The 19,222-nt window shown below is 61.1% G+C and carries 17 protein-coding genes, 1 tRNA gene and 1 pseudogene; 13 read left to right on the forward strand and 6 right to left on the reverse strand.

The genetic code is table 11. The features are described from left to right. Positions 1 to 142: 142 nt before the first annotated feature. Together Q2K57_RS03925 and Q2K57_RS03930 are read left to right on the forward strand one after the other, a co-directional pair. Complete coding sequence (locus tag Q2K57_RS03925) at positions 143 to 1,795, forward strand: sodium:solute symporter family protein (protein WP_369700305.1); 1,653 nt, start codon at positions 143 to 145, stop codon at positions 1,793 to 1,795. 77 nt (positions 1,796 to 1,872) lie between these two features. Then, positions 1,873 to 2,001, forward strand: coding sequence for a putative transporter small subunit (locus tag Q2K57_RS03930; RefSeq protein WP_220086238.1), 129 nt, complete (start codon positions 1,873 to 1,875; stop codon positions 1,999 to 2,001). A 159-nt stretch (positions 2,002 to 2,160) separates the two neighbouring features. Here the strand turns inward: Q2K57_RS03930 and Q2K57_RS03935 are convergent, their stop codons facing one another. Continuing rightward, on the reverse strand, positions 2,161 to 2,742 hold the full coding sequence (locus Q2K57_RS03935) for a helix-turn-helix domain-containing protein (RefSeq protein ID WP_304526141.1): 582 nt from the start codon (positions 2,740 to 2,742) through the stop codon (positions 2,161 to 2,163). A gap of 60 nt (positions 2,743 to 2,802) precedes the next feature. Here Q2K57_RS03935 and rhtA point away from each other — a divergent pair, with 60 nt between their 5' ends. The 4 genes from rhtA (at position 2,803) to Q2K57_RS03955 (ending at position 5,794) form a co-directional block, all read left to right on the forward strand. Continuing rightward, positions 2,803 to 3,681: a threonine/homoserine exporter RhtA gene (gene rhtA / locus Q2K57_RS03940; protein ID WP_304526142.1), complete on the forward strand. Its 879-nt coding sequence runs from the start codon at positions 2,803 to 2,805 to the stop codon at positions 3,679 to 3,681. 164 nt (positions 3,682 to 3,845) lie between these two features. After that, complete coding sequence (locus Q2K57_RS03945; RefSeq protein ID WP_304526143.1) at positions 3,846 to 4,451, forward strand: sigma-70 family RNA polymerase sigma factor; 606 nt, start codon at positions 3,846 to 3,848, stop codon at positions 4,449 to 4,451. Then, on the forward strand, positions 4,448 to 5,239 hold the full coding sequence (locus Q2K57_RS03950; RefSeq protein WP_304526144.1) for an anti-sigma factor domain-containing protein: 792 nt from the start codon (positions 4,448 to 4,450) through the stop codon (positions 5,237 to 5,239). The genes Q2K57_RS03945 and Q2K57_RS03950 overlap by 4 nt, the downstream gene beginning before the upstream one ends. A gap of 123 nt (positions 5,240 to 5,362) precedes the next feature. Beyond that, the gene (locus Q2K57_RS03955) at positions 5,363 to 5,794 is read left to right on the forward strand and encodes a hypothetical protein (protein WP_304526145.1); all 432 of its coding nucleotides are present in this window, start codon (positions 5,363 to 5,365) and stop codon (positions 5,792 to 5,794) included. A gap of 188 nt (positions 5,795 to 5,982) precedes the next feature. On the opposite strand, the gene Q2K57_RS03960 is transcribed toward Q2K57_RS03955, so the two are convergent. After that, positions 5,983 to 6,792, reverse strand: coding sequence for a sulfite exporter TauE/SafE family protein (locus Q2K57_RS03960; protein WP_304526146.1), 810 nt, complete (start codon positions 6,790 to 6,792; stop codon positions 5,983 to 5,985). Positions 6,793 to 7,105: 313 nt separating this feature from the next. On the opposite strand from Q2K57_RS03960, the gene Q2K57_RS03965 reads away from it, so the two are divergent. Next, on the forward strand, positions 7,106 to 8,530 hold the full coding sequence (locus Q2K57_RS03965) for a DNA-3-methyladenine glycosylase 2 family protein (RefSeq protein WP_304526147.1): 1,425 nt from the start codon (positions 7,106 to 7,108) through the stop codon (positions 8,528 to 8,530). Next, positions 8,520 to 9,011, forward strand: a complete 492-nt coding sequence (locus tag Q2K57_RS03970) for a methylated-DNA--[protein]-cysteine S-methyltransferase (protein WP_304526148.1) — start codon at positions 8,520 to 8,522, stop codon at positions 9,009 to 9,011. The genes Q2K57_RS03965 and Q2K57_RS03970 overlap by 11 nt, the downstream gene beginning before the upstream one ends. 69 nt (positions 9,012 to 9,080) lie before the next feature. Here the strand turns inward: Q2K57_RS03970 and Q2K57_RS03975 are convergent, their stop codons facing one another. After that, a complete protein-coding gene (locus Q2K57_RS03975; protein ID WP_304526149.1) occupies positions 9,081 to 9,503 on the reverse strand; it encodes a type II toxin-antitoxin system VapC family toxin in 423 nt (140 codons plus the stop codon). After that, positions 9,500 to 9,742, reverse strand: a complete 243-nt coding sequence (locus Q2K57_RS03980; protein WP_304526150.1) for a plasmid stabilization protein — start codon at positions 9,740 to 9,742, stop codon at positions 9,500 to 9,502. The genes Q2K57_RS03975 and Q2K57_RS03980 overlap by 4 nt, the downstream gene beginning before the upstream one ends. A 148-nt stretch (positions 9,743 to 9,890) precedes the next feature. Here Q2K57_RS03980 and Q2K57_RS03985 point away from each other — a divergent pair, with 148 nt between their 5' ends. The 3 genes from Q2K57_RS03985 to Q2K57_RS03995 all read left to right on the forward strand — a co-directional run bounded on the left by Q2K57_RS03985 (position 9,891) and on the right by Q2K57_RS03995 (position 15,262). Next, entirely contained in the window at positions 9,891 to 11,528 is a 1,638-nt protein-coding gene (locus Q2K57_RS03985; RefSeq protein ID WP_304526151.1) for a site-specific DNA-methyltransferase, read from the forward strand. Continuing rightward, the gene (locus Q2K57_RS03990; RefSeq protein WP_304526152.1) at positions 11,528 to 14,056 is read left to right on the forward strand and encodes a DEAD/DEAH box helicase; all 2,529 of its coding nucleotides are present in this window, start codon (positions 11,528 to 11,530) and stop codon (positions 14,054 to 14,056) included. The genes Q2K57_RS03985 and Q2K57_RS03990 overlap by 1 nt, the downstream gene beginning before the upstream one ends. 231 nt (positions 14,057 to 14,287) lie before the next feature. Continuing rightward, positions 14,288 to 15,262, forward strand: coding sequence for an Abi family protein (locus Q2K57_RS03995; RefSeq protein ID WP_304526153.1), 975 nt, complete (start codon positions 14,288 to 14,290; stop codon positions 15,260 to 15,262). Between the two features lie 850 nt (positions 15,263 to 16,112). Here Q2K57_RS03995 and Q2K57_RS04000 read toward each other — a convergent pair. Beyond that, positions 16,113 to 16,189: transfer RNA gene (locus tag Q2K57_RS04000), tRNA-Ile, on the reverse strand. A 126-nt stretch (positions 16,190 to 16,315) separates the two neighbouring features. Between Q2K57_RS04000 and Q2K57_RS04005 the strand changes: the two are divergent. Beyond that, positions 16,316 to 17,339 (forward strand): annotated as a pseudogene (locus Q2K57_RS04005) (CNNM domain-containing protein). On the opposite strand, the gene Q2K57_RS04010 reads toward Q2K57_RS04005, so the two are convergent. Then, entirely contained in the window at positions 17,317 to 18,369 is a 1,053-nt protein-coding gene (locus Q2K57_RS04010) for a hypothetical protein (protein WP_304526154.1), read from the reverse strand. The pseudogene Q2K57_RS04005 and the gene Q2K57_RS04010 sit on opposite strands and share 23 nt — an antisense overlap. A gap of 69 nt (positions 18,370 to 18,438) precedes the next feature. Between Q2K57_RS04010 and Q2K57_RS04015 the strand changes: the two genes are divergently transcribed. Continuing rightward, the gene (locus Q2K57_RS04015; protein ID WP_369700290.1) at positions 18,439 to 19,074 is read left to right on the forward strand and encodes a hypothetical protein; all 636 of its coding nucleotides are present in this window, start codon (positions 18,439 to 18,441) and stop codon (positions 19,072 to 19,074) included. The last annotated feature ends 148 nt before the right edge of the window (positions 19,075 to 19,222 follow it).

A 19,222-nucleotide genomic window follows, 5' to 3' on the forward strand; every position in this document is an offset into this window, starting at 1 on the left:
CCTCTGCGGGCCGCCGCTCGTCTCTGCTTTGCGCAGCAGACGGGACGACCGGTCGATGAGTGCCTGCGTTCCCATCAACCGAGGAATGCCCTTGAACAGTCTGTCTCTTCACCAGTTCTCGACCAGCACCGTGCTACTGCTGATGTTCGCCTTCTACGGCGGCACCTATCTCCTCACGCTCGGCATCCGCAAGAAGAAAGAAGACGCCGACGCCTTCATGGTCTCCAATCATCGGGTCGGCTTCGGCATCGGCGCGGCCAGCATGACCGCCACCTGGATCTGGGCCGCCTCCTTCTACGCCGCGGCCACCTCCGGCTACACCTATGGCGTCTCGGGGCCCATCCACTACGGCCTGTGGGGCGCGCTGATGATCCTGTTCATCTATCCGTTCGGGCGGCGCTTTCGCAAGCTGGCCCCCAACGCCCACACCCTCGGCGAGCTGATCCATGCCCGCCACGGTTCCTCGAGCCAGCTGATCCTGGCCTTCTCCAACGTGCTTGGCAGCATCATCAGCCTGATGGTGAACTTCACCGCCGCCGGCGCCCTGGTCTCGGTGCTCTCGCCGCTTTCTTTCCAGGCCGGGGTGATCATCGCCGGCATCGGCGTGTTGCTGTATACCCTATGGTCCGGATTTCGTGCCTCGGTGCTGACTGACTTCGCCCAGCTGGTGGCGCTGATGGCCATCGCGGTGGTGATCATCCCAGCCGTGTTCTTCGCCATGGGCGGGCCCAGCGAGCTGGTGGCCGGTCTGGACAACCTGACGCCTGAGCAGGCCAACTTCTTCTCGGTCGATGCGATTCTCAATCAGGGCGCGCCCTTCTTCGTCGCCGTGCTGGCCTACGCCATCGGCAACCAGACCATTTCCCAGCGCCTGTTCGCGGTCAACGAAGAGCACATCAAGCCGACCTTCATCACCGCCACCGTGGGCTACGGCGCCATCGTCATCGGCCTTGGCATGATCGGCCTGATGGCCCTGACGCTTGGCATCCAGCCGCTCGACGGCGACATGAACAACCTGATTCCGCAGATGGTCTCCGGCTACCTGCCACCGGTATTCATCGCACTGTTCTTCGTGCTGGTGATCGGCTCGCTGTCGTCCACCGCCGACTCCGACCTCTCGGCGCTGTCCGCGATCATGATGGCCGACGTCTACGGCAAGAACATCGCCCGCGGCAAGGCCGACCCCAAGCGCATGCTGCTGGTCGGTCGCCTGACCATGATCATCGCCACCGCGGTGGGCATCGTCTTCGCCAGCTTCTCGCTCGATATCCTGGTGATGCTGGTCTTCGTCGGCGCGCTCTGGGGGGCGATCGTCTTCCCGGTGATCGCCAGCTGCTTCTGGAACCGGGTGACCAACGCCGCCTTCACTACCTCGGTGCTGGTGGCCATGGTCACCTTCTGCATCGCGCGCTTCGAGCTGCTGCCCATGAGCGGTCTGACCGCCCTGGCCTTCGAGGGCCTGGCCAGCATCGGTGGCGGCATCATCATTGCCTTGATGGTGTTTGGCTTCCTGGGCCGCGCCGCCGGGCTGATCGCCGGGGTGCTGGCCATGTTGGCCATGCTGGTGTTCGCGACCAACTTCCTGCGTGACTACACCGTGCTGCTGGCCTCGCTGACCGCCTACGGCACCAGCACCCTGGTGTGCGTGGTGATGAGCCTGATGAGCCGCCAGCGCTTCGACTTCGACACCATCGCCCAACGCGTGGGCGATTATGACGACGCAATGAGCTCGAGCGGTGCCGGCAGCGATACCGGAAAGACCGCCGGGGATCGCCTGGCAAGCGCGTCGCGCTGATTCGGCTGATTGATCATCCGCTTATCCCATCATCAGGGGTGCCGGAGCGCCGGCGCCCCGCCAACAGGAGTCTTACCATGACCGCACTGTTTGCCTTCTATGTGCTGATCTGGCCCGCCCTGACCCTCGGCGTGCTGGTACTGATCTGTCGCGCCGTGCTGCGCGACCGTCGCGACGCCCGCCGGGAATCCCGCGAGCTGGTGTGACGCCTAACGCGAGATGCCTGCCGGCGTGATACTAGCCGGTGTGATGTAGGGTGGCGTCACGCTCACGAACCGTCACGCCCACGAGCCGCCGCGCCCTGCGGTGGCTCGTGCAACACCTTACGAATCCACGTCACGAACTCACTGCTGTGCGCTGCGAAATCAGTGCAGCACGTTGCGAATGAAGCGCAGCGTGGCCTCACCCTCGTTGCAATAGGCGTAGGGCTGGTCGCTCGGGAAGACGTGGAACTCCCCCTCCGCGAGGGTGCGCGTCTCGTCGCCGATCCGCAGCGTCAGGATGCCCTCGACCACCACGATCATCTCGTGCCAGCCATCCGAGTCAGGCTCGGAGGCATAGCGCTCGCCCGGCGCCAGCTGCCAACGCCACAGCTCGACTTCCCGCGTCGCCTTGCTGGCCAGAAGCCGGCCATAGCTTTCCGGCGAACGCCCGGCCCAGGCCACCTCATCGATATAGGCGGAATCCTCGGTTTCCGGCGGCTGCACCAGCACGTGGAAGATCACCCCCAACGCCTCGGCCAGCCGATCGAGCGTGGTCAGGCTGACATTGACGTCGCCGCGCTCAACGCTCACCAGCATCCGCCGGCTGACCCCCGCCGCCTCGGCCAGCGCCTGCTGGCTGAGCCCGGCGGCCTGGCGCAGGCGGCGCACATTGGCCGCCACGTGCACCAGCACGTCTGGACGCGACGCTTCTTCGCCCGACCCATTGTGCAATATACTGCTCATCGCTACACTTCCCGGCACTGAGACCTGATTTACTGAAACTCAACAGAATGGGAGCGTAGCATGAGTGCATCTATGCGGGCCCGGCTATGGCCGGTGGCGATCCTGATCGTGGCGATGACCTCGATCCAGAGCGGCGCCTCGCTTGCCACCTCGCTGTTTCCGGCCATCGGCCCGACCGGCACCACCGCCATGCGCCTGCTGATCGCTTCCCTCATCCTGCTGGCCGTGCTGCGCCCCTGGCGGCGCCGGATCCATGCCCGCGGCTGGCGCACCATCGCGATCTACGGCGCCGCACTGGGGCTGATGAACCTACTCTTCTATCAGGCGCTGGATCGCATTCCGCTGGGTATCGCCGTGGCGCTGGAGTTCACCGGCCCGCTGGCGGTGGCCCTGCTCAACTCTCGGCGCTGGCTCGACCTGTGCTGGGTAGCGATGGCGATCAGCGGCCTGATCCTGTTGCTGCTGCTCGGCGGCGAGAGCGGCTGGGACGTGGACCCGGTGGGCGCCGCCTATGCGCTGGGCGCCGGGGTCTGCTGGGCGCTGTATATCCTGTTCGGCCAGAAGGCCGGCACCGATCACGGCACCCAGACCGCCGCGCTCGGCATCACCATCGCCGCGCTGATCTTCTTCCCGATCGGGCTCGTCGAGGTCGGCACCGCGATGTTCAACCCGGCGCTCCTGCCACTGGCATTGGGTGTGGCGTTGCTCTCCACCGCCCTGCCCTACACCCTTGAGATGATCGCCATGCCGAAGCTGCCGACTCACACCTTCGGCACCCTGATGAGCCTGGAACCCGCCGTCGCCGCGCTCTCTGGCCTCGTCTTCCTCGGCCAGGCGCTGAGCCTGACCCAGTGGCTCGCGATCGGCCTGGTCATCGCCGCCTCGATTGGCACCACCCTGACCGGCCAGAAGCCTGTTCCCGCCGTGGCGGCCGGTTGAAGTCCTGAACGATTGGCGCGCCCCACACCCAACCTGACTGAGGCCTTGCCACCTTGACCGGCGCAAGGCCTAAGCAGCACTCTTGCCAGGTGACCGTCAGTATTTAGTAGCCGTTGGCAGTAGCTGTCGAATAGCTTGTTGGCCCCCCTACAAGAGACCCCCGTATGCCCGATGCCTCGCGGCCTTCCTCGACTACCGCCGCCACTTCTTCGCCGCCTGCCTCATCTGCGGGCATTGCGCATCTCTGCGATCTGCTTGATCGCGTGGCACACAAGGATCGCCAGGCCTTCGCACGCCTCTATGACGCCACCTCGGCGAAACTTTATGGCGCCGTGCTGCGTATCTTGCGAGACAGAGGCAGCGCCGATGAAGTGTTACAGGAAGCCTACGTGAAGATCTGGCAGCAGGCCGCCGTCTTCGATGCCAGGCGCGCCTCACCCATCACCTGGATGGTGACCATCGCCCGCCACCTGGCCATCGACGAGCTACGCCGCCAACCCAAGGGCTGTAGGGAACCCGAGGAAACCCTGGAGCAAACGCCCGACGAGGGGCCATCCGCTCAGGATGAGCTGCACCAGGAGCAGGATGCCCGGCGCTTGTATCGCTGCCTCGATACCCTCGAGGACGGCCGCCAGGAAATGGTCAGGCTCGCCTACCTGGAAGGCTGGTCCCGGGCCGACCTGGCCACACATTTCGACCAGCCGGTGAATACCGTCAAGACATGGCTGCATCGAGCACTTAAGCAGCTCAAGGGGTGCCTGGCATCATGACCCAACACGACGATCTCGACATGCTCGCCGCCGAGTACGCACTGGGCACCCTGGACGCCGATACCCGCGCCGACGTCGCCAGGCGGCGCCAGCAAGAGCCCGAACTGGAGGCGCTGATTCAGGCCTGGGAAGCGCGCCTCGCGCCCCTGGGCGACGAAGCAGTGCCGATCGCTCCCGGCCCCGAGCTCAAGGAAAGAATCGAACAGCGCATCCGGGCCATCGAAGCCGAGGCCCAGCGGCCGCAAGCCGAACAGGCACCGACCCAGAAACCTGAAAAGGCAGCGACGAGTGCGACTGCCCATTCCCAGGTCGTTGCCCTGCGGCGGCGGCTGGTCCGCTGGCAATGGAGCACCGGCCTTGCCACCGCCGCGGCCCTGGTGCTCGCCGTTATCCTGGCCGGCCCGCTGAACAAGGCGCCAAGCGATCCTTCGTTTGTGGCCGTGTTCCAGGAAGACGACCGCCAGCCGGCGTTCATGCTGTCCGTCGATCTTTCCAATAAGCAGTTGAACGTGCTGCCGGTGTCTGCTGAGCCGCTAGCCAACAAGTCCTATCAGCTGTGGATCAAGGACGACTCGCTGGGCCCCAACCCCCGCTCGGTGGGCGTGCTGAACGACGACCTGAGCCTGGATGCCGGCGCCCTGCGCGACTATGACCCGGCGCTTCTGAAGCGCGCGACCTTCGGCATCAGCATCGAACCCAGCGGCGGTTCCCCCACCGGCCAACCCACGGGCCCCGCTATTCACGGCTATCTCTACCCCACTGGCCAGGCCGGGGCTCAGCGGCTGTAATTTTTTTCGATTGGCCTGAAACCCCGCGCACTCTCCTTGCGTAACTACTTGCACGCCCACTTAAGCCACGAGGCTTAAGTGGGTGGTGACCAGATAGCGACGACAGACCAAGGAGAGAGAAAAATGATCAACAAACTGATGGCAAGCGCCTTCGTATCCGTTTCTCTGCTCGCCGGTGCCGGCTTCGCACAGGCTGCCGACCATGGAGACATGCACCCGGGTGTATGGGCCGATGATCAGTCCGTTTCAAGCGGCACCGTGACCGCAGAAAAAGTGATGGCCGGCGAAAACGGTTGGCTGGTCGTGCACCGTACCAACGAAGACATGAAGCCAGGCCCGGTGGTCGGCTATGCACCGCTCAAGGAAGGCGAAAACATGGACGTGGCCGCAATACTTACCGAAGACGTCATGCCCGGCGATCACCTGATGCTGATGGTGCACAGCGAAGAAGGCGGCATGAAGACCGGCGCCTTTGAGTACACCCTGGGCGCCAAGGAAGACGGCCCGATCAAGATGGATGGCAACCTGGTGATGAAGGTCATTACCGCCGAATAATTCCATCGTTTCATCGCGATATCTCGGGGCCGCCTTTAGCGGCCCCGTTTCGTTGTCGCTTATCCCCTCTGCTTACCCCATTCCTCCGCTTGCCCCATTACTCTGCTTGCCAGATTCTTAGGCCCTACCAGCCGGCACGGCTTCAAGCAGGACCGATTCAGGCCAGCATCATCATGGTTCGGATCGACTCAGTTCATGGCCACCATGACCACCAGCACCAGCGTGAGCAACAGCAGGTATATCCTGGCATGAATGCGGTCGGGAATACGCCCGATCCATCGCGATCCCAGGCGGATACCGAGCCATGACCCTACCGCCAGTACCAGCAAGGCGCGCAGATCCACATAGCCCACATACCAGGCATCCAGCGCGGTATTGCTTGCTGGCAGCAGCATATAGGTCAGGGTGCCACTGACCGCCATTGGCAACGACAACGGATTGGCCATCGCCGTCGCGGCCGTCATGCTGGCGCCTCTGCGGCGCATGAGTGGCACGGTCATCACGCTCCCGCCGACGCCTAGAAAGGCCGCCACCGTGCCGATGAACGTACCGATCATCGCTGTCGCCGAGCGGCCCAGGGGACGCACCTCGCCACTCGCCTGATGGAGAAAACCGGGCAGCAGAATGGCATCCGCGATGGTCAGCGCCAGATAGCCGATGAACACCCAGCGCACCCAGTCTCCATTCAACGATACCGCCGCCGCTGCGCCTAGCACGGCACCGATCGCGATATAGCCCATCAACGGACGCACCAGATTCCATTGCACGGTGCGGCGCTGATGATGGCGCCATGTCGAGAGCGAAGTAGCGAAGATCATCAGCGCGGTCGAGGTAGCGACCGCAATATGCATGGCCGCCAGGCCAGCCGCGCTACCCGGCCCGTGGACGGTCATCAGCAAGATATACATCAAGGGAACGACCAGGAAACCGCCGCCGAAACCGAACAATACGGTGGTGACCCCTGCCAAACCGCCGCAGAGAAGCAATATGCCATACATCGGCACTCTCCTTGTTGAGTTCAGCTTGTGGAGCTCAACCACGGAAACGATATTTACTCAGGCTCAAGGTGGCCTGCCCCAACACCAGGTAGCATCAGCGCTTGCGGGCATATCGAGAAAGCTTCGAGGCACCCCATGCCAGGAAGCCACTATGGCTGAAAAACCACTACGGCTGGAAAAGACGGGAGCTCTACCGGGCTATCAAGGCCCTACCAGGCCGGCCACCTTTGCGGCATAGACGTCCGATTCCGGCGAGTCTCGTGACCCTGGCGCGTTACACTAGCGGTGACAGCTCGGACACAGGAGCACCGACATGCTGGATTCCGCCGAGTGCCGTCAGGCCCGCCTGGCACGTGATGCCCGCTTCGACGGCCGCTTCGTGGTCGGGGTGACCACCACCGGCATCTACTGCCGGCCGATCTGCCCTGCCAGGCTGCCGCAGGAAGCTAACGTGCGCTACTTCGATGGCCCGCTGACCGCTGCCGAGGCGGGCTTCAGGCCCTGCCTGCGCTGCCGGCCGGATAGCGCCCCGGACTCCCCCGCCTGGCGTGGCACCCGTACCACGCTGGAACGCGCCCTGCGGCTAATCGACGACGGCGCCCTACGCGATGGCTCGCTGGGTGATCTTTGCGAGCGCCTCGGCGTTGGCGAGCGTCACCTACGGCGGCTTTTCCAAGACGGATTCGGCGTCTCACCCAAGGCCTACGCCCAGTACCGCCAATGCCTGTTCGCCAAGCAGTTGCTGCACCAGACCGCACTGCCGATTACCGACATCGCCTACGCCAGCGGCTTTCGCAGCCTGCGACGCTTCAACGACGCTTTCGTGACCCGCATCGGCCTGGCGCCGCGGACGCTACGCCGCACGGCCAAGGGCAGTGGCGACGGCGGCCAATCCAGCCAGCCGCTGACGCTGTGGCTGGCCTATCGCCCGCCTTATGCCTGGTCGGCGATGCGCGACTTCCATGCCAGCCGCGCGATTCCCGGCCTGGAGTGGGTCGGCGACGACCACTATGGCCGGCATATTCGCTGGGGCGATGAGAAGGCCATCGCCAAGGGCTCCTTCACCGCCGAGCACGTACCGCAGCGACACGCCTTCCGGGTCCGGCTCGAGCTCGACGACCTGCACGCGCTATCGCCAGTGGTGAGGCACATTCGCCGGGTGCTGGACCTGGACGCCGACACCGCCACCATCGAGGCCCACCTGGCCGACGCCTTTCCTGATCTCGCGCTTATCGAGGGACTCAGGCTACCCGGCCTCTGGTCGCCCTTCGAGGCCGGAGTACGCGCCATTCTCGGCCAGCAGGTCTCAACCGATGCCGCCCGGAGCCTGGTCACCCGGCTAGTAGAGGCCCTAGGCGAGCCGGCCGGCGATCTAGGCCGGCACTTCCCGACGCCTACTGCCGTCGCCGAAAGTGAACTTAACGAACTGCGCATGCCCGGCGCCCGCAAGGCGACCCTCAAACGCCTCGCTAGCTGGTTCGTCGAGGGCAAGGCCGACGAAGACCCGTTGGCCTGGACGTCGTTCAAGGGCATCGGGCCCTGGACGGCCCATTATGCGGCGCTGCGCGGCACCAGCGCCCCCGATATATGGCTGGACGGCGACGCCGGCGTGCGCCGCGCCCTACCCCGACTGGCGGGCGCCGACCCGGCCCGAGGGGCACCTTGGCGTAGCTACCTGACCCTGCAGCTATGGTCATCCAGCCCAGAAACCACGAGGAGCCAAGACAATGCACGATGACGCCCTGGACTATTTCTGCCCAACGGATGCCGAGAAGCTCGGCTTGATTCGCCTAAGCGCCTCCGACGCCGGGCTGACCGAGATCGCCTTCATCATGGAAGAAGATGAACCGGCCCGGCCCAACGCCCACACCGAGCAGGCCTGCGCCCAGCTTGCCGAATACTTCGAGGGCAGCCGCCAGACCTTCGAGCTGCCGCTGGCGCCGAAGGGCACCGACTTCCAATGCCGGGTCTGGCAGGCGCTGGCCGGCATTCCCTATGGCGAGACGCGCAGCTACGCCGAAATTGCCGAGCAGCTCGGCTGCAAGGGCGGGCAGCGCGCAGTGGGCGCGGCCAACGGCCGAAACCCGCTGGCCATCGTGGTGCCCTGCCACCGGGTGATCGGCAGCAACGGTCGCCTCACCGGGTACGCCGGCGGCATCGGCCGCAAGCAGTGGTTATTGGCGCATGAGAACGGCGAAACAGCCTTCTCAATCAGCTGAGCCAAGCGCCCGGACCATAAGAGATAAAAGCGGGGTAAGTGACTACAATGTACCGTCAGTGGGCTGCTATCAGCCTACTTCCCAAGGGTTGATCGTCTCGACGCTCAACGCCTCGAAATCTTTAATGTTGCGTGTCGCCAACACCGCACCATGCTGGATGCAGATAGCCGCAATTTGCGCATCGGCCATGTGAACCTGCCTTCCTGCACTCTCGCTGGTAGCGACCTGCTCCGCGTAGTGAATCGCCGCCCCGCTATCGAACGGTAGGATGCGTCCTGAAAAATCCTCCTCGAACATGGCCGCCGCCATGGCGGCGAAGTCACGTTTGCGCCTGCCGTTGGGCAGGCGCTCGATGCCGTAGAGAATTTCAGCGACTGTAATAGAGGAAATTGTCACGGAAATGGCATCCTGCCTATCCAGCCAGTCGACGACTCGGGCGTCGGGCTCAGGCCGCATCAGCTCGGATATCACATTGGTATCAAGAACAATCATGCACCAAAGCCCGGATCACGAGGCTTATCAGCCCTGGCTGGCACTTCCAGTTCGATACCCCCCGCCTCTGCGAATCGCTCACGTATTCGACTCCCTAGCCCCTTAGCTTGAGGCTGGCTCAAAGCAGTACGCAGAATGATGCGAACCTCCTCCTCCATGGAATGGCCATGCTTAGCCGCCTCCATGCGAAGCTGGGCCTTCAACTGGTCGTCCAAGTTGCGGATAGTGATCGAAGCCATGTCAGACTCCCCGTGTGATTTCAATGCCATCAATGATAGCATCAAGTCAACGAGTGCGCCTATGCATGGCGATAGGTATCATGCTGGCCCTACATAGAAGCTTCGAGGGCAGGGAGACCTGTGCTCGCTGTTGGAGCATAAGGAACTCATGAGCAAGTACGAAGGGCTAGATCGCGACACATTGATCCGCTTGCTAGAGCAGCGCGACCATGGACGCCAGCTAGGACTGGTGTGGGAGCGCGACGAAATAGATGCTGATCAGGCAATCAATGATGACTTCGTCGGCTTAAAACTTGATGCCGCTCTCTCTCATGGCGAAGCGCCTTGGGATAATCTGATTATCGAAGGTGATAATTACGATGCTCTTCGCGCCCTTCGTATGACCCACGCCGGCCGAATCCGCTGTATCTATATAGACCCGCCCTACAACACCGGAAATAAGGATTTCGTTTACAACGATCGATTTGTTGATAAGAACCATCGCTTTCGTCATTCGCTGTGGCTAGAATTCATGTATCACCGCTTGTTATTGGCGAAAGAACTATTGGCAGATGATGGCGTAATATTTGTTAGTATCGACGATAATGAGTTATTTCGGCTTGGCATGTTGATGGATCGAGTATTTGGTGAAGGGAATTTCTTAGCCAACATCATCTGGCAAAAAGTTTACTCGCCAAAAAATTCAGCCCAGCATTTCTCAGATGACCATGAATACATTTTGGTTTACGCCAAGGAAAGTACTAAATGGCAGCCAAACCCTTTACCTAGAAATTCTGCTCAGAATAAAGCGTACAAAAACCCGGATAATGACCCACGTGGCCCGTGGAAGGCTGGTGACCTTTCCGCACGTAATCATTACAGCCTAGGCACTTACTCAATCACCTGTCCATCTGGCCGCGTAATACCAGAGCCGCCATCTGGTCGTTACTGGGTAATTTCAAAAGAAAAACTCAAAGCACTGGATGAAGACAACCGTATCTGGTGGGGCAAAGATGGCAACAACGTTCCGGCCGTAAAGCGTTTTCTCTCCGAGACGAAACAGGGTGTTGTCCCGCAGACTCTATGGACCTACCAAGAGGTCGGCCATACGCAAGATGCCAAAAAACAGCTTTTGGAAGTGATCAAATTCCACACGTCGCAAGAGGTATTCTCTACTCCGAAGCCAGTCCAACTGATGGAACGCATCTTGCGAATCGCTTGTAACCCTGGCGATATCGTACTGGACTTCTTCGCAGGGTCGGGCACAACGGCACAAGCTGTCGCAAAGCTGAACGCAGAAGACAACGGCAAACGTCGCTTTATTCTGGTCAGCAACAGCGAAGCTACCGCAGATGCGCCCGAGAAAAACCTCTGCCGTGATGTTTGCGCCGAGCGAGTACGGCGTATTATGGGCGGCTATACCAATGCCAAAGGAGAAGATGTCGAGGGATTGGGTGGCAGCTTTGCCTACCTACGTAGCCGCCAAGTGCCAATGCATAGGCTACCGACCAAAATCGCTCACGATGAAGTTTGGCATGCCTTGCAACTGCTGCATGGAGCGTCACTTCAACCTTGGATAGACAGCGGCTTTCAAGCCACCGAAGCCCATGATGGCTGGGTCGCCTATCTGGCGGATCAGAAAGCAGCCAGTATCGAGCGCCTAGAGACTTGGCTGGAAAAAGCCAAGCCAATACGTGGGCGAGTCTATAGTTGGTCGCCAGAACGCTTCGAGACGCAGGCGCCACTGCTCGACTGGCCAAGAATCCCCGATGCCTTACAAGCCCGTTTCAGCAGAAGGAAGCGATAATGCCGCTCGTTCTAAAGCCATTTCAGGAAACGCTCTGCGATGGGCTGGTTGCTCGCTTTCAGAATTTGGCGGAGCAATATCGGCACCTCAGTAATGCCAGTGAAGCCGAGCTAAAGACCGTACGCGAACAAGATGCGGCGGTGGTCTTACAGGCGCCTACAGGGTCTGGCAAGACCGCCATCGCCATCGAAGCAATGGCGCGGCTCTCATCACAAGAACAAGTTCTCTGGTTCTGGTTCGCCCCTTTTGCGGGCCTAGTCGAACAGGCCCGCAAAACTCTAAATGCGCAGGCGCCGAATTTACGTGTGCTTGACCTGGTATCGGATCGTAGGCCGGATCTCGCCAATGAAGGTGGTGTGTTTGTCACAACTTGGAGCGCCGTAGCAACCAGTAATGCTTCTGGGCGCCGTGCACGCAACAACAGCGATACTGGCCTCTCCGTCGATGCATTGATCACGTTAGCTCGGCAACAGGGTGTTCGTATTGGCTGCGTCGTTGACGAAGCACACCATGGTTTCCAGCGCGCACGCCAGGCACAGGTTTTCTTTCGTGACGTACTGAAACCGGACTATGCGCTACTAATGACAGCGACCCCACGCGATAAGGATATCGCTCCATTCCAGCGTGATACCGGTTATCAACTGGGCGATGAGGCTGACTGGGCCTCCGTGGCACGTATCGATGCGGTCAATGCCGGGCTACTTAAACGGGGAGTGCGCGTAGTGCGCTTCCTTGCCAAGGACGACGATACTGAGCAGTTGATCGACTTCGAGCAATTAGCGTTACGTGAATGCACAGAGACGCATCAGCTAATCAAGAAGATGCTAGCCAATAACGGCACGAATCTGACCCCGCTCATGCTGGTACAAGTACCCAATGGCAAGGCTGCGCAGGAAACCGCACGGCGCCATCTAATCGATAACCTCGGTTTCGCCGAAGATGCGATACGTATCCATACCAGTGATGAACCCGATGCCGATTTGATCTCGCTAGCCAATGACCCAAAGGTCGAAGTGCTGATCTTCAAAATGGCAGTAGCGCTGGGCTTTGATGCACCCCGCGCATTCACTCTCGCGGCGCTGCGTGGCGCACGCGATCCCTCTTTCGGCGTGCAGGTGGTTGGCCGACTCATGCGCGTGCATAAGCTGTTGCAGGGACGCGATGACCTCCCAGAAGCACTTAGCTATGGCTACGTGTTCCTTGCCAACGCCGAATCGCAGGAAGGCTTGCTGAACGCTGGTGCGCAGATTAACAACTTGCGTACTCAGGCACCGGAAGTAGGTACTTCGACGACTATCACTTATAGCGGAACTCAGCGCAGTGTGCAGCTTGCGCGCACCGGAGAGTCTTTCGCGCTGACGATAAACCCTGATGGAGACGTCACTCGGGAAGACGCCAGCGGCAGCGCCAACGAGCAGCAAGCCGATGGCAGTGGTTCGCCTGATGCAGATAAATCCTTGCAGGGAATGCTGGAATTTGGTCAAGCCGCATTGATGCAGGCTGAAAAGCACCGTAGCAGCGAAAAGAAACTGCGCCCTGAAGGCGATAAAGACCAGTCATTAGCCGGATTGAGCCTGTCGGTTCAGGAAACAAACTATCAATATCCGCGACGTAAGGATGTGCCTGCAGCACTTCGTAGTGAGCGCTTGCCTCCCGCGCCGCTCGATTTAGAAATCCGCTTAGTAGGGTTCGTCGATTTTACTGCCCAAGTCTTGGCTAGCCGTGAACGCGTACGTACTCAAGTACGCCGCGGTGAAACCGATATCTTCAACAATGGACATATTGCGGAAGACGGTAGCGATGTATGGGCCCAACTATCGGTAGCTGCAATAGCCGAAAAAGCGCGGCAGGTAGTGTTAAGGCTAGAAGGCGTAAACGAGCGTGAGGTACGCGAGCGACTACTTGATCGCTTCAGGCATGCAATCGAAGCAAGTGGCGCCGTGCCGCCAGAGGACGAGGAAGTGTTAGAGCAGCAACTCGACCGAGTGCTGATTAGCCATCCAACGCTGTTGCGTGAAGCCTGTCGCAGGGCGCGGCTGGACCAGGTACGCGATATTGAAGTGTCGATTCCGCATGTTCTGGAAAGCGAAGTGCCACTGGAGACAGCCGAGCGCAACGTTTATGGCGTTTTTCCAATCGGAATGAATGAGGATGAGCGACGTGTGGCACGGCTGTTGGATCAGGATACGCGAGTATTGTGGTGGCACCGCAACCCTGTCGGCGCTCATAGGCCCGATGCCGTGGGACTTTATCGCTGGGACGAAGGAGATGGTTTCTTCCCCGATTTCATCGTCGCTATTGAGGGCCGAGAAACGCCAGACCAAATCGCACTGCTAGAAATCAAAGGTGCACATCTATGGGGTGCAGGCAAGGAAGCTGAAAAGGCCGCAGCCGAGCATCTTGATTATGGCCGTGTGTACATGGTGGGCCGCCGTCGTGGAGAGTCCAATTACAAGTTCCTGAGAAATCTCAGTGGTCGACTCGAAGAGGAGTCCACATTCGAAATTCCGCGCATGGCTTGGCGCTAATGAACATGCCTGAGATGGGTGGTGATGCTGGTAAGCGGCTGGCCCTCCTGCCTCTACCTCGTGGTTCAAAGTGCTGCGGTCATTCTATGAATCCAAGAATGAACAAAACCGTATCGTCGAAAAGGTTCATGAGCTGATGGCCCTCTGCGACCAGCTAAAAACGCACCTGAGCGAGTGCGGCAAGACCCGGTCCCAGCTCGCCGAGGCAGTAGTGGAACAGGCGGTGAGCTGATGGCCTACGATCGCCCATGGAAGTCGTTTCAAGAGCAGCTGGCCCTGCTCGCCGGGCGCGGGATGCAGGTCGGCGATGAAAGCGCCGCTTTGGAATACTTGGAGCGCATCGGTTACTACCGACTAAGCGCCTACTGGTATCCCTTCCGTGTCTTCGAGACGGTCGGTCATGACCAACATTACCGGCCAATCACCCAGGCAACGGATCAGTTCGTTCCCGATACCCAGTTCGTCGATGCGGTGCGGCTATACCTCTTCGACAAGGAGCTTCGGCTGCGCCTGACCGATGCACTTGAGCGCATCGAGATCGCGCTGCGAGTGGATATCGCCTACCTATTGGGCGAGAGCGATGCCTTCGCACACCTGCATCGCGCCACCTTCCACCCCTCCTTCGCCCGCCGCAAATCCGGTCGTGACCCGCGTGACAGCTTCGAGAAGTGGCAGGAGCGCTGCGAGGGGATGGAGCGACGCTCAAAGGAGGACTTCGTCAAGCACTATCGGCAAAAGCACGGGCCGCGGCTGCCAATCTGGGTTGCCGTCGAGACCTGGGACTTCGGCACCCTCTCGCAGCTCTTCGCCATGATGAAGGTGCCGGACCAAATACGGATCGCGCAGAAATATGGCGTTCAGGACTGGAAGGTCTTCCAAAGCTGGCTTCGCTCGCTGAACTACCTGCGCAACGTCTGCGCCCACCACAGCCGGCTCTGGAACCGCAACGTCATCGACCAGCCCAGGCTGCCCAAGCCTGGCGAGATACCATGGTGTGATGCGTTCCGTGACGAACAGCGGCTCGCCCGCCCCTTCCTGCTACTGAGCATCGTTCGGCACATGACCCTGGTGGTCTGCCCCAATACCGGTTGGCATCGGCGCTTGCAGGTCCATCTGGATAGCTTTCCGACTCCACATGCAAGAAGGCAACTATCGCTGGAAGACATGGGGGCTCCACCGGGCTGGGAGCGCTGGTGGGCCGAGTGAGGCGGCGAGAACACAAATAAGAACCCCCGCGTAAGCTCGTGAGAGCCAAGAGGCGGGGGCCGTGTTGATGATCATGGTAGGACACCGTCCAAGGCGAGGCAACGCTTTTCTCTACCAAACGCAAGGAGGCAACTGGATGGCCATCGAGCAAAGAATCTGGAAGCTGGCAGGTACTACGGGCGAGTTGCCGCAGAAGCTGCGGCCCACGGGTCTAGCCGACGAGATGAAGCTATCAGCAAGCTGCACCGGCAGGCCCTTTTCGGAGTGGAGCACCATCCGCCCTGCCCACTCAGCATCACTCAACCACCGTGGCAGCCGAGCGGCCTCCTTGCCATACAGGTGCGTTGCGCGCTCTCCCACCGGCAGATAGTGGGCAAAGCCCTGCAGTGCCAGGGCCGTCTGGCCACCCGGCCACAGCGTTGGTAAGTCCGTGTCGTCGCTCGTCTGCAGGGCGAAAACAGCGCTCTCTCAGATAAGAGGCTCCCCCCGCTTGGCAGTAGGCGCCATACGGGATCTTGTGCAGCAGCTGGTTTATTTTCACGCCAAAAAGCGGTCTTAAATTCCGTTTTCAATATGGAAGTTAAACAGCGTTGGTTTATCTTCAAGCACAGAGTCGCCATGAAAGGACGATTAGTGGTGCTTGAGAGCTACCAGGAGCGAATGAATAACGGCTAGAGCTACTAGAAGCTTGAACTGGGCAAGCTAAGGTCGCCATGAGCACTTAGATAGAGTGCAACAGACGTCAATTTATCCACAGGGCCTTGAAGAAAGCGCCGGACAAACAGGGTGTGGATAAGTGCAACGAGGAACAGCGGGGAGGGGAACACAAGCGAACATAGCGGCTTGATGTTGGTGGGCCCAGTCAGACTCGAACTGACGACCAAGGGATTATGAGTCCCCTGCTCTAACCAACTGAGCTATAGGCCCTTATCAACGCGTGCATATGATAGCGAATGCCGAGAGGCAAGGCCATAGCTGCTGGCCTTGCAACGGACCGATGGCTTAGAAGAGGATGCATAGGCCCGACCTCCCCTGGCCACTAGAAGAGACCCCATGTTCCTACTGATCGGCTTTGCAGTGCTTTCCATCGGCATTTCTTTTCTCTGCTCGTTGCTCGAGGCGGCGCTGCTGTCCATGACTCCGAGCTACGTGGCCCAGCTACGCGAGACAAACCCCGGGCTGCACGAGCGGCTCAATCGTCTGAAGCAGAACATTGATCAACCGCTGGCCGCCATCCTCACCCTGAACACCATCGCCCATACGGTGGGCGCCACCGGCGTAGGCGCCCAGGTCACGGTGGTGTTCGGCGAGGCGTGGCTGGGTGTTGCCTCGGCGCTGATGACACTGTTGATCCTGTTCGTCTCCGAGATCATTCCCAAGACCATCGGCGCCACTTATTGGCGGCAGCTCGCCGGCATGCTGGCCACCACGCTCGACGCGATGATCTGGTGCCTCAGGCCATTCATCTGGATGTCCGAGCAGATCACCAAGCGTATCGGCAAGGACGCCGCGGATACCGATATGCGCGGCGAGATCAAGGCACTGGCCCAGATCGGTCAGGAGGAGAAGGCGCTAGATCCAGATGAGACGCGCGTCATCACCAACATCCTCAACCTGCACGATATCCAGGTGAAGGACGTAATGACGCCGCGCACCGTGTCGGTGACGGTGATGCCAGGCATGACGGTAAGAGAGTTCGACGATCAACTCGGCCGCTCGCCGTTCACGCGGTTTCCGGTGATGGATGGCGGCGAACAGGCACTGGGCTATATCCACAAGGCCGATACCTACCATGCCGAAGAAGATGCCGACCTCAAGACGCTGATGCACTCGGTGCAGACCATTCAGGCCGAGGACAACGTAGAGCAGGTGTTCACCATGATGGTATTGGGCCGTCAGCACCTGTGCGTGGTTTACGACGACCTCGGCACCTGGGTCGGCCTCATCACCCTGGAAGACATCATCGAAACGATCCTGGGCCAGGACATCGTCGACGAGACCGACAACGTGGCCAACCCTGCGCAAGTACGCGCGCCAGCGTTGGACCAAGCAGCTCAAGAGGCAGGAGACGCGCTAATCTCCAATATCGTGTAGGGCGCTTCGCAGGCATGGCGCTCGTCTCGCTCGTCGACGCTGCCCAGCTCCAGGTTGCGGTCGTTATCGTAGGCGACGAACAGGCGGTCGTGGTCCAGCACGGCTAGGCCTTCGGCCTTGTGCTCGAATTCCAGCGGCTGGCCTTCCGGGTTGGTCACCAGCTCGGGCGCGCGGCGGGCGCGGAAGTCCTCGAGGCTCATTTGCCACAGGTAGCCGCCGATATGCTCTTCGCCATCCACTTCGTTCTCGAAGCTGGTCAGCAGGTAGAGCCGGGCGTGGTAGGGGTCGTATTCGAGGCTCGAGAGGCCACACGCGAAGCGCACGCCATCGACGCTGTCCGGGTCGAAGGCGTAGAACTCGCGCATCTCGTCGAGGAACTCGAGGTTGCCGTTCGCGGTGATCTGGTAATGGGCGCCGACGACGCGGCTGACGTATTCGAAGTCATCGTGGGCCTGGCCCTGTTCACGAACGCCGAACAGCAGCAGGCCATCGCCGCGCTCGCCGGGAATCGCGGCGAGCCCTTCGATCTTGTAGTACGGAAAGCCGATCGCGCCGTTGAGCTTGCCGCGCAGCTCAAGCGAGCCCTCGACGCCGTCGCGGGGGTCGGGGTCGACCACCTGCACGTCGTCGGGCTTGCCGAGCGGCCAGATCAGCAGGTGGTTGTAGTCGTTGAGGGCGTGGCTATCCCCGTCCAGACGATCGAAGCCAGTGGTGGCCAGCACATGGCGGCCATCGGCGCTCAGGGCGAAGTCTTCGTACTTCACGGCCTGCTTGATCAGTGGCTGGGTGTAGTAGGCAAGCCGGCTGTCATCCGGCCCGGCATCGGTCATCGGCAGGGCGAAGCAGGCCGAACGCTCTTCGCCAGGAATCGGCTTGTCGCTCGCCATCAAGAGCCGCTCGCCGTCGAAGGCCACCGCCGAGACTTCGGCGTTGACCAGCTCACCCTTGGCATCGCGCAGGCCGGCGGGGAAGCAATGAATAGTGCCTTGTTGCAGGATACTGGCGCGGGTCATCGCGATGTCCTTTGCAGTGGATTACTCTCAATACCATCACGCTAACACGCCTGCCGGGAGACACCGCCAGTGTTCACACGAGCTTCACATTCCCACCGCCGAGGCCTTTCGGCGGCCGCCGGCGGGCTGTCTCTGCTCGCCTCTCTTGCCCTCGCCGCGCTGACCGCCCTGCCCGCCCAGGCGGCCTGGCAGCTGGACCCCGCCCGCTCGGCGCTCGAGGCGACGGTGATCGAAATCACGCCCTCGGGCCCGGTGCCGCACCAGCACCGGGTGCGAGAGCTCTCGGGCAGCATCGGTGACGATGGCACCCTGCGCCTGCCGCTGCGCCTGAGCCAGACCGATATACCGCAACGGCTGGGCGGCCTGCCGGTGTGGCTCAAGGGCATGGCCGAGCTGCCGCTGGCCACCTTGGTCACCCGGCTGCCGCCGGAGCGGCTAAACAACCTGGCGGTGGGTGATTCCCTCACCGAGACGCTGACCTTTCGTGTTGATGCTGAGGGTGTGGATCAGCAGGAGCCTTTGGCGCTGCGGTTCACTCGTGATAGCGAATCCCGCGTGCGGATCGCCACCGCCGAGCGGGTCGCGGTGGATGGCCGCGAACTGATGGCCAACCCCACCCTGCGCACCGTGATCCTGCTGCTCGGCTACGAGCAGATCGGCGATGAGGTTCCGGTCACCCTGGACGCAACCCTGATCGAGCGCTGAGGCGCCTTGGGCTGCTAGAAGGCCTACCAGCAGGCCAGCGAACAGGCCAGCGAACAGGCCGGCGAGTTGTCCGGAACGCCATAAGACGAGCCGGCCTACTGCCCGGCTGACGACCCGTCTGCCGGCCGCTCGATGCGGTAATCCTTTC

This window comes from Halomonas sp. I5-271120, assembly GCF_030553075.1.
GTDB classification, from domain to species: Bacteria; Pseudomonadota; Gammaproteobacteria; order Pseudomonadales; family Halomonadaceae; genus Onishia; species Onishia taeanensis_A.

Coding starts and splice junctions, on each gene's coding strand:
- Q2K57_RS03990 (WP_304526152.1), top strand. CDS start 11,528: ATGCCGCTCGTTCTAAAGCCATTTCAGGAAACGCTCTGCGATGGGCTG.
- Q2K57_RS03995 (WP_304526153.1), top strand. CDS start 14,288: ATGGCCTACGATCGCCCATGGAAGTCGTTTCAAGAGCAGCTGGCCCTG.
- Q2K57_RS04010 (WP_304526154.1), bottom strand. CDS start 18,369: ATGACCCGCGCCAGTATCCTGCAACAAGGCACTATTCATTGCTTCCCC.
- Q2K57_RS03955 (WP_304526145.1), top strand. CDS start 5,363: ATGATCAACAAACTGATGGCAAGCGCCTTCGTATCCGTTTCTCTGCTC.
- Q2K57_RS03945 (WP_304526143.1), top strand. CDS start 3,846: ATGCCCGATGCCTCGCGGCCTTCCTCGACTACCGCCGCCACTTCTTCG.
- Q2K57_RS03930 (WP_220086238.1), top strand. CDS start 1,873: ATGACCGCACTGTTTGCCTTCTATGTGCTGATCTGGCCCGCCCTGACC.
- Q2K57_RS03975 (WP_304526149.1), bottom strand. CDS start 9,503: ATGATTGTTCTTGATACCAATGTGATATCCGAGCTGATGCGGCCTGAG.
- Q2K57_RS03970 (WP_304526148.1), top strand. CDS start 8,520: ATGCACGATGACGCCCTGGACTATTTCTGCCCAACGGATGCCGAGAAG.
- Q2K57_RS03935 (WP_304526141.1), bottom strand. CDS start 2,742: ATGAGCAGTATATTGCACAATGGGTCGGGCGAAGAAGCGTCGCGTCCA.
- Q2K57_RS03925 (WP_369700305.1), top strand. CDS start 143: ATGTTCGCCTTCTACGGCGGCACCTATCTCCTCACGCTCGGCATCCGC.
- Q2K57_RS03960 (WP_304526146.1), bottom strand. CDS start 6,792: ATGTATGGCATATTGCTTCTCTGCGGCGGTTTGGCAGGGGTCACCACC.
- Q2K57_RS03965 (WP_304526147.1), top strand. CDS start 7,106: ATGCTGGATTCCGCCGAGTGCCGTCAGGCCCGCCTGGCACGTGATGCC.
- Q2K57_RS03980 (WP_304526150.1), bottom strand. CDS start 9,742: ATGGCTTCGATCACTATCCGCAACTTGGACGACCAGTTGAAGGCCCAG.
- rhtA (WP_304526142.1), top strand. CDS start 2,803: ATGAGTGCATCTATGCGGGCCCGGCTATGGCCGGTGGCGATCCTGATC.
- Q2K57_RS03950 (WP_304526144.1), top strand. CDS start 4,448: ATGACCCAACACGACGATCTCGACATGCTCGCCGCCGAGTACGCACTG.
- Q2K57_RS03985 (WP_304526151.1), top strand. CDS start 9,891: ATGAGCAAGTACGAAGGGCTAGATCGCGACACATTGATCCGCTTGCTA.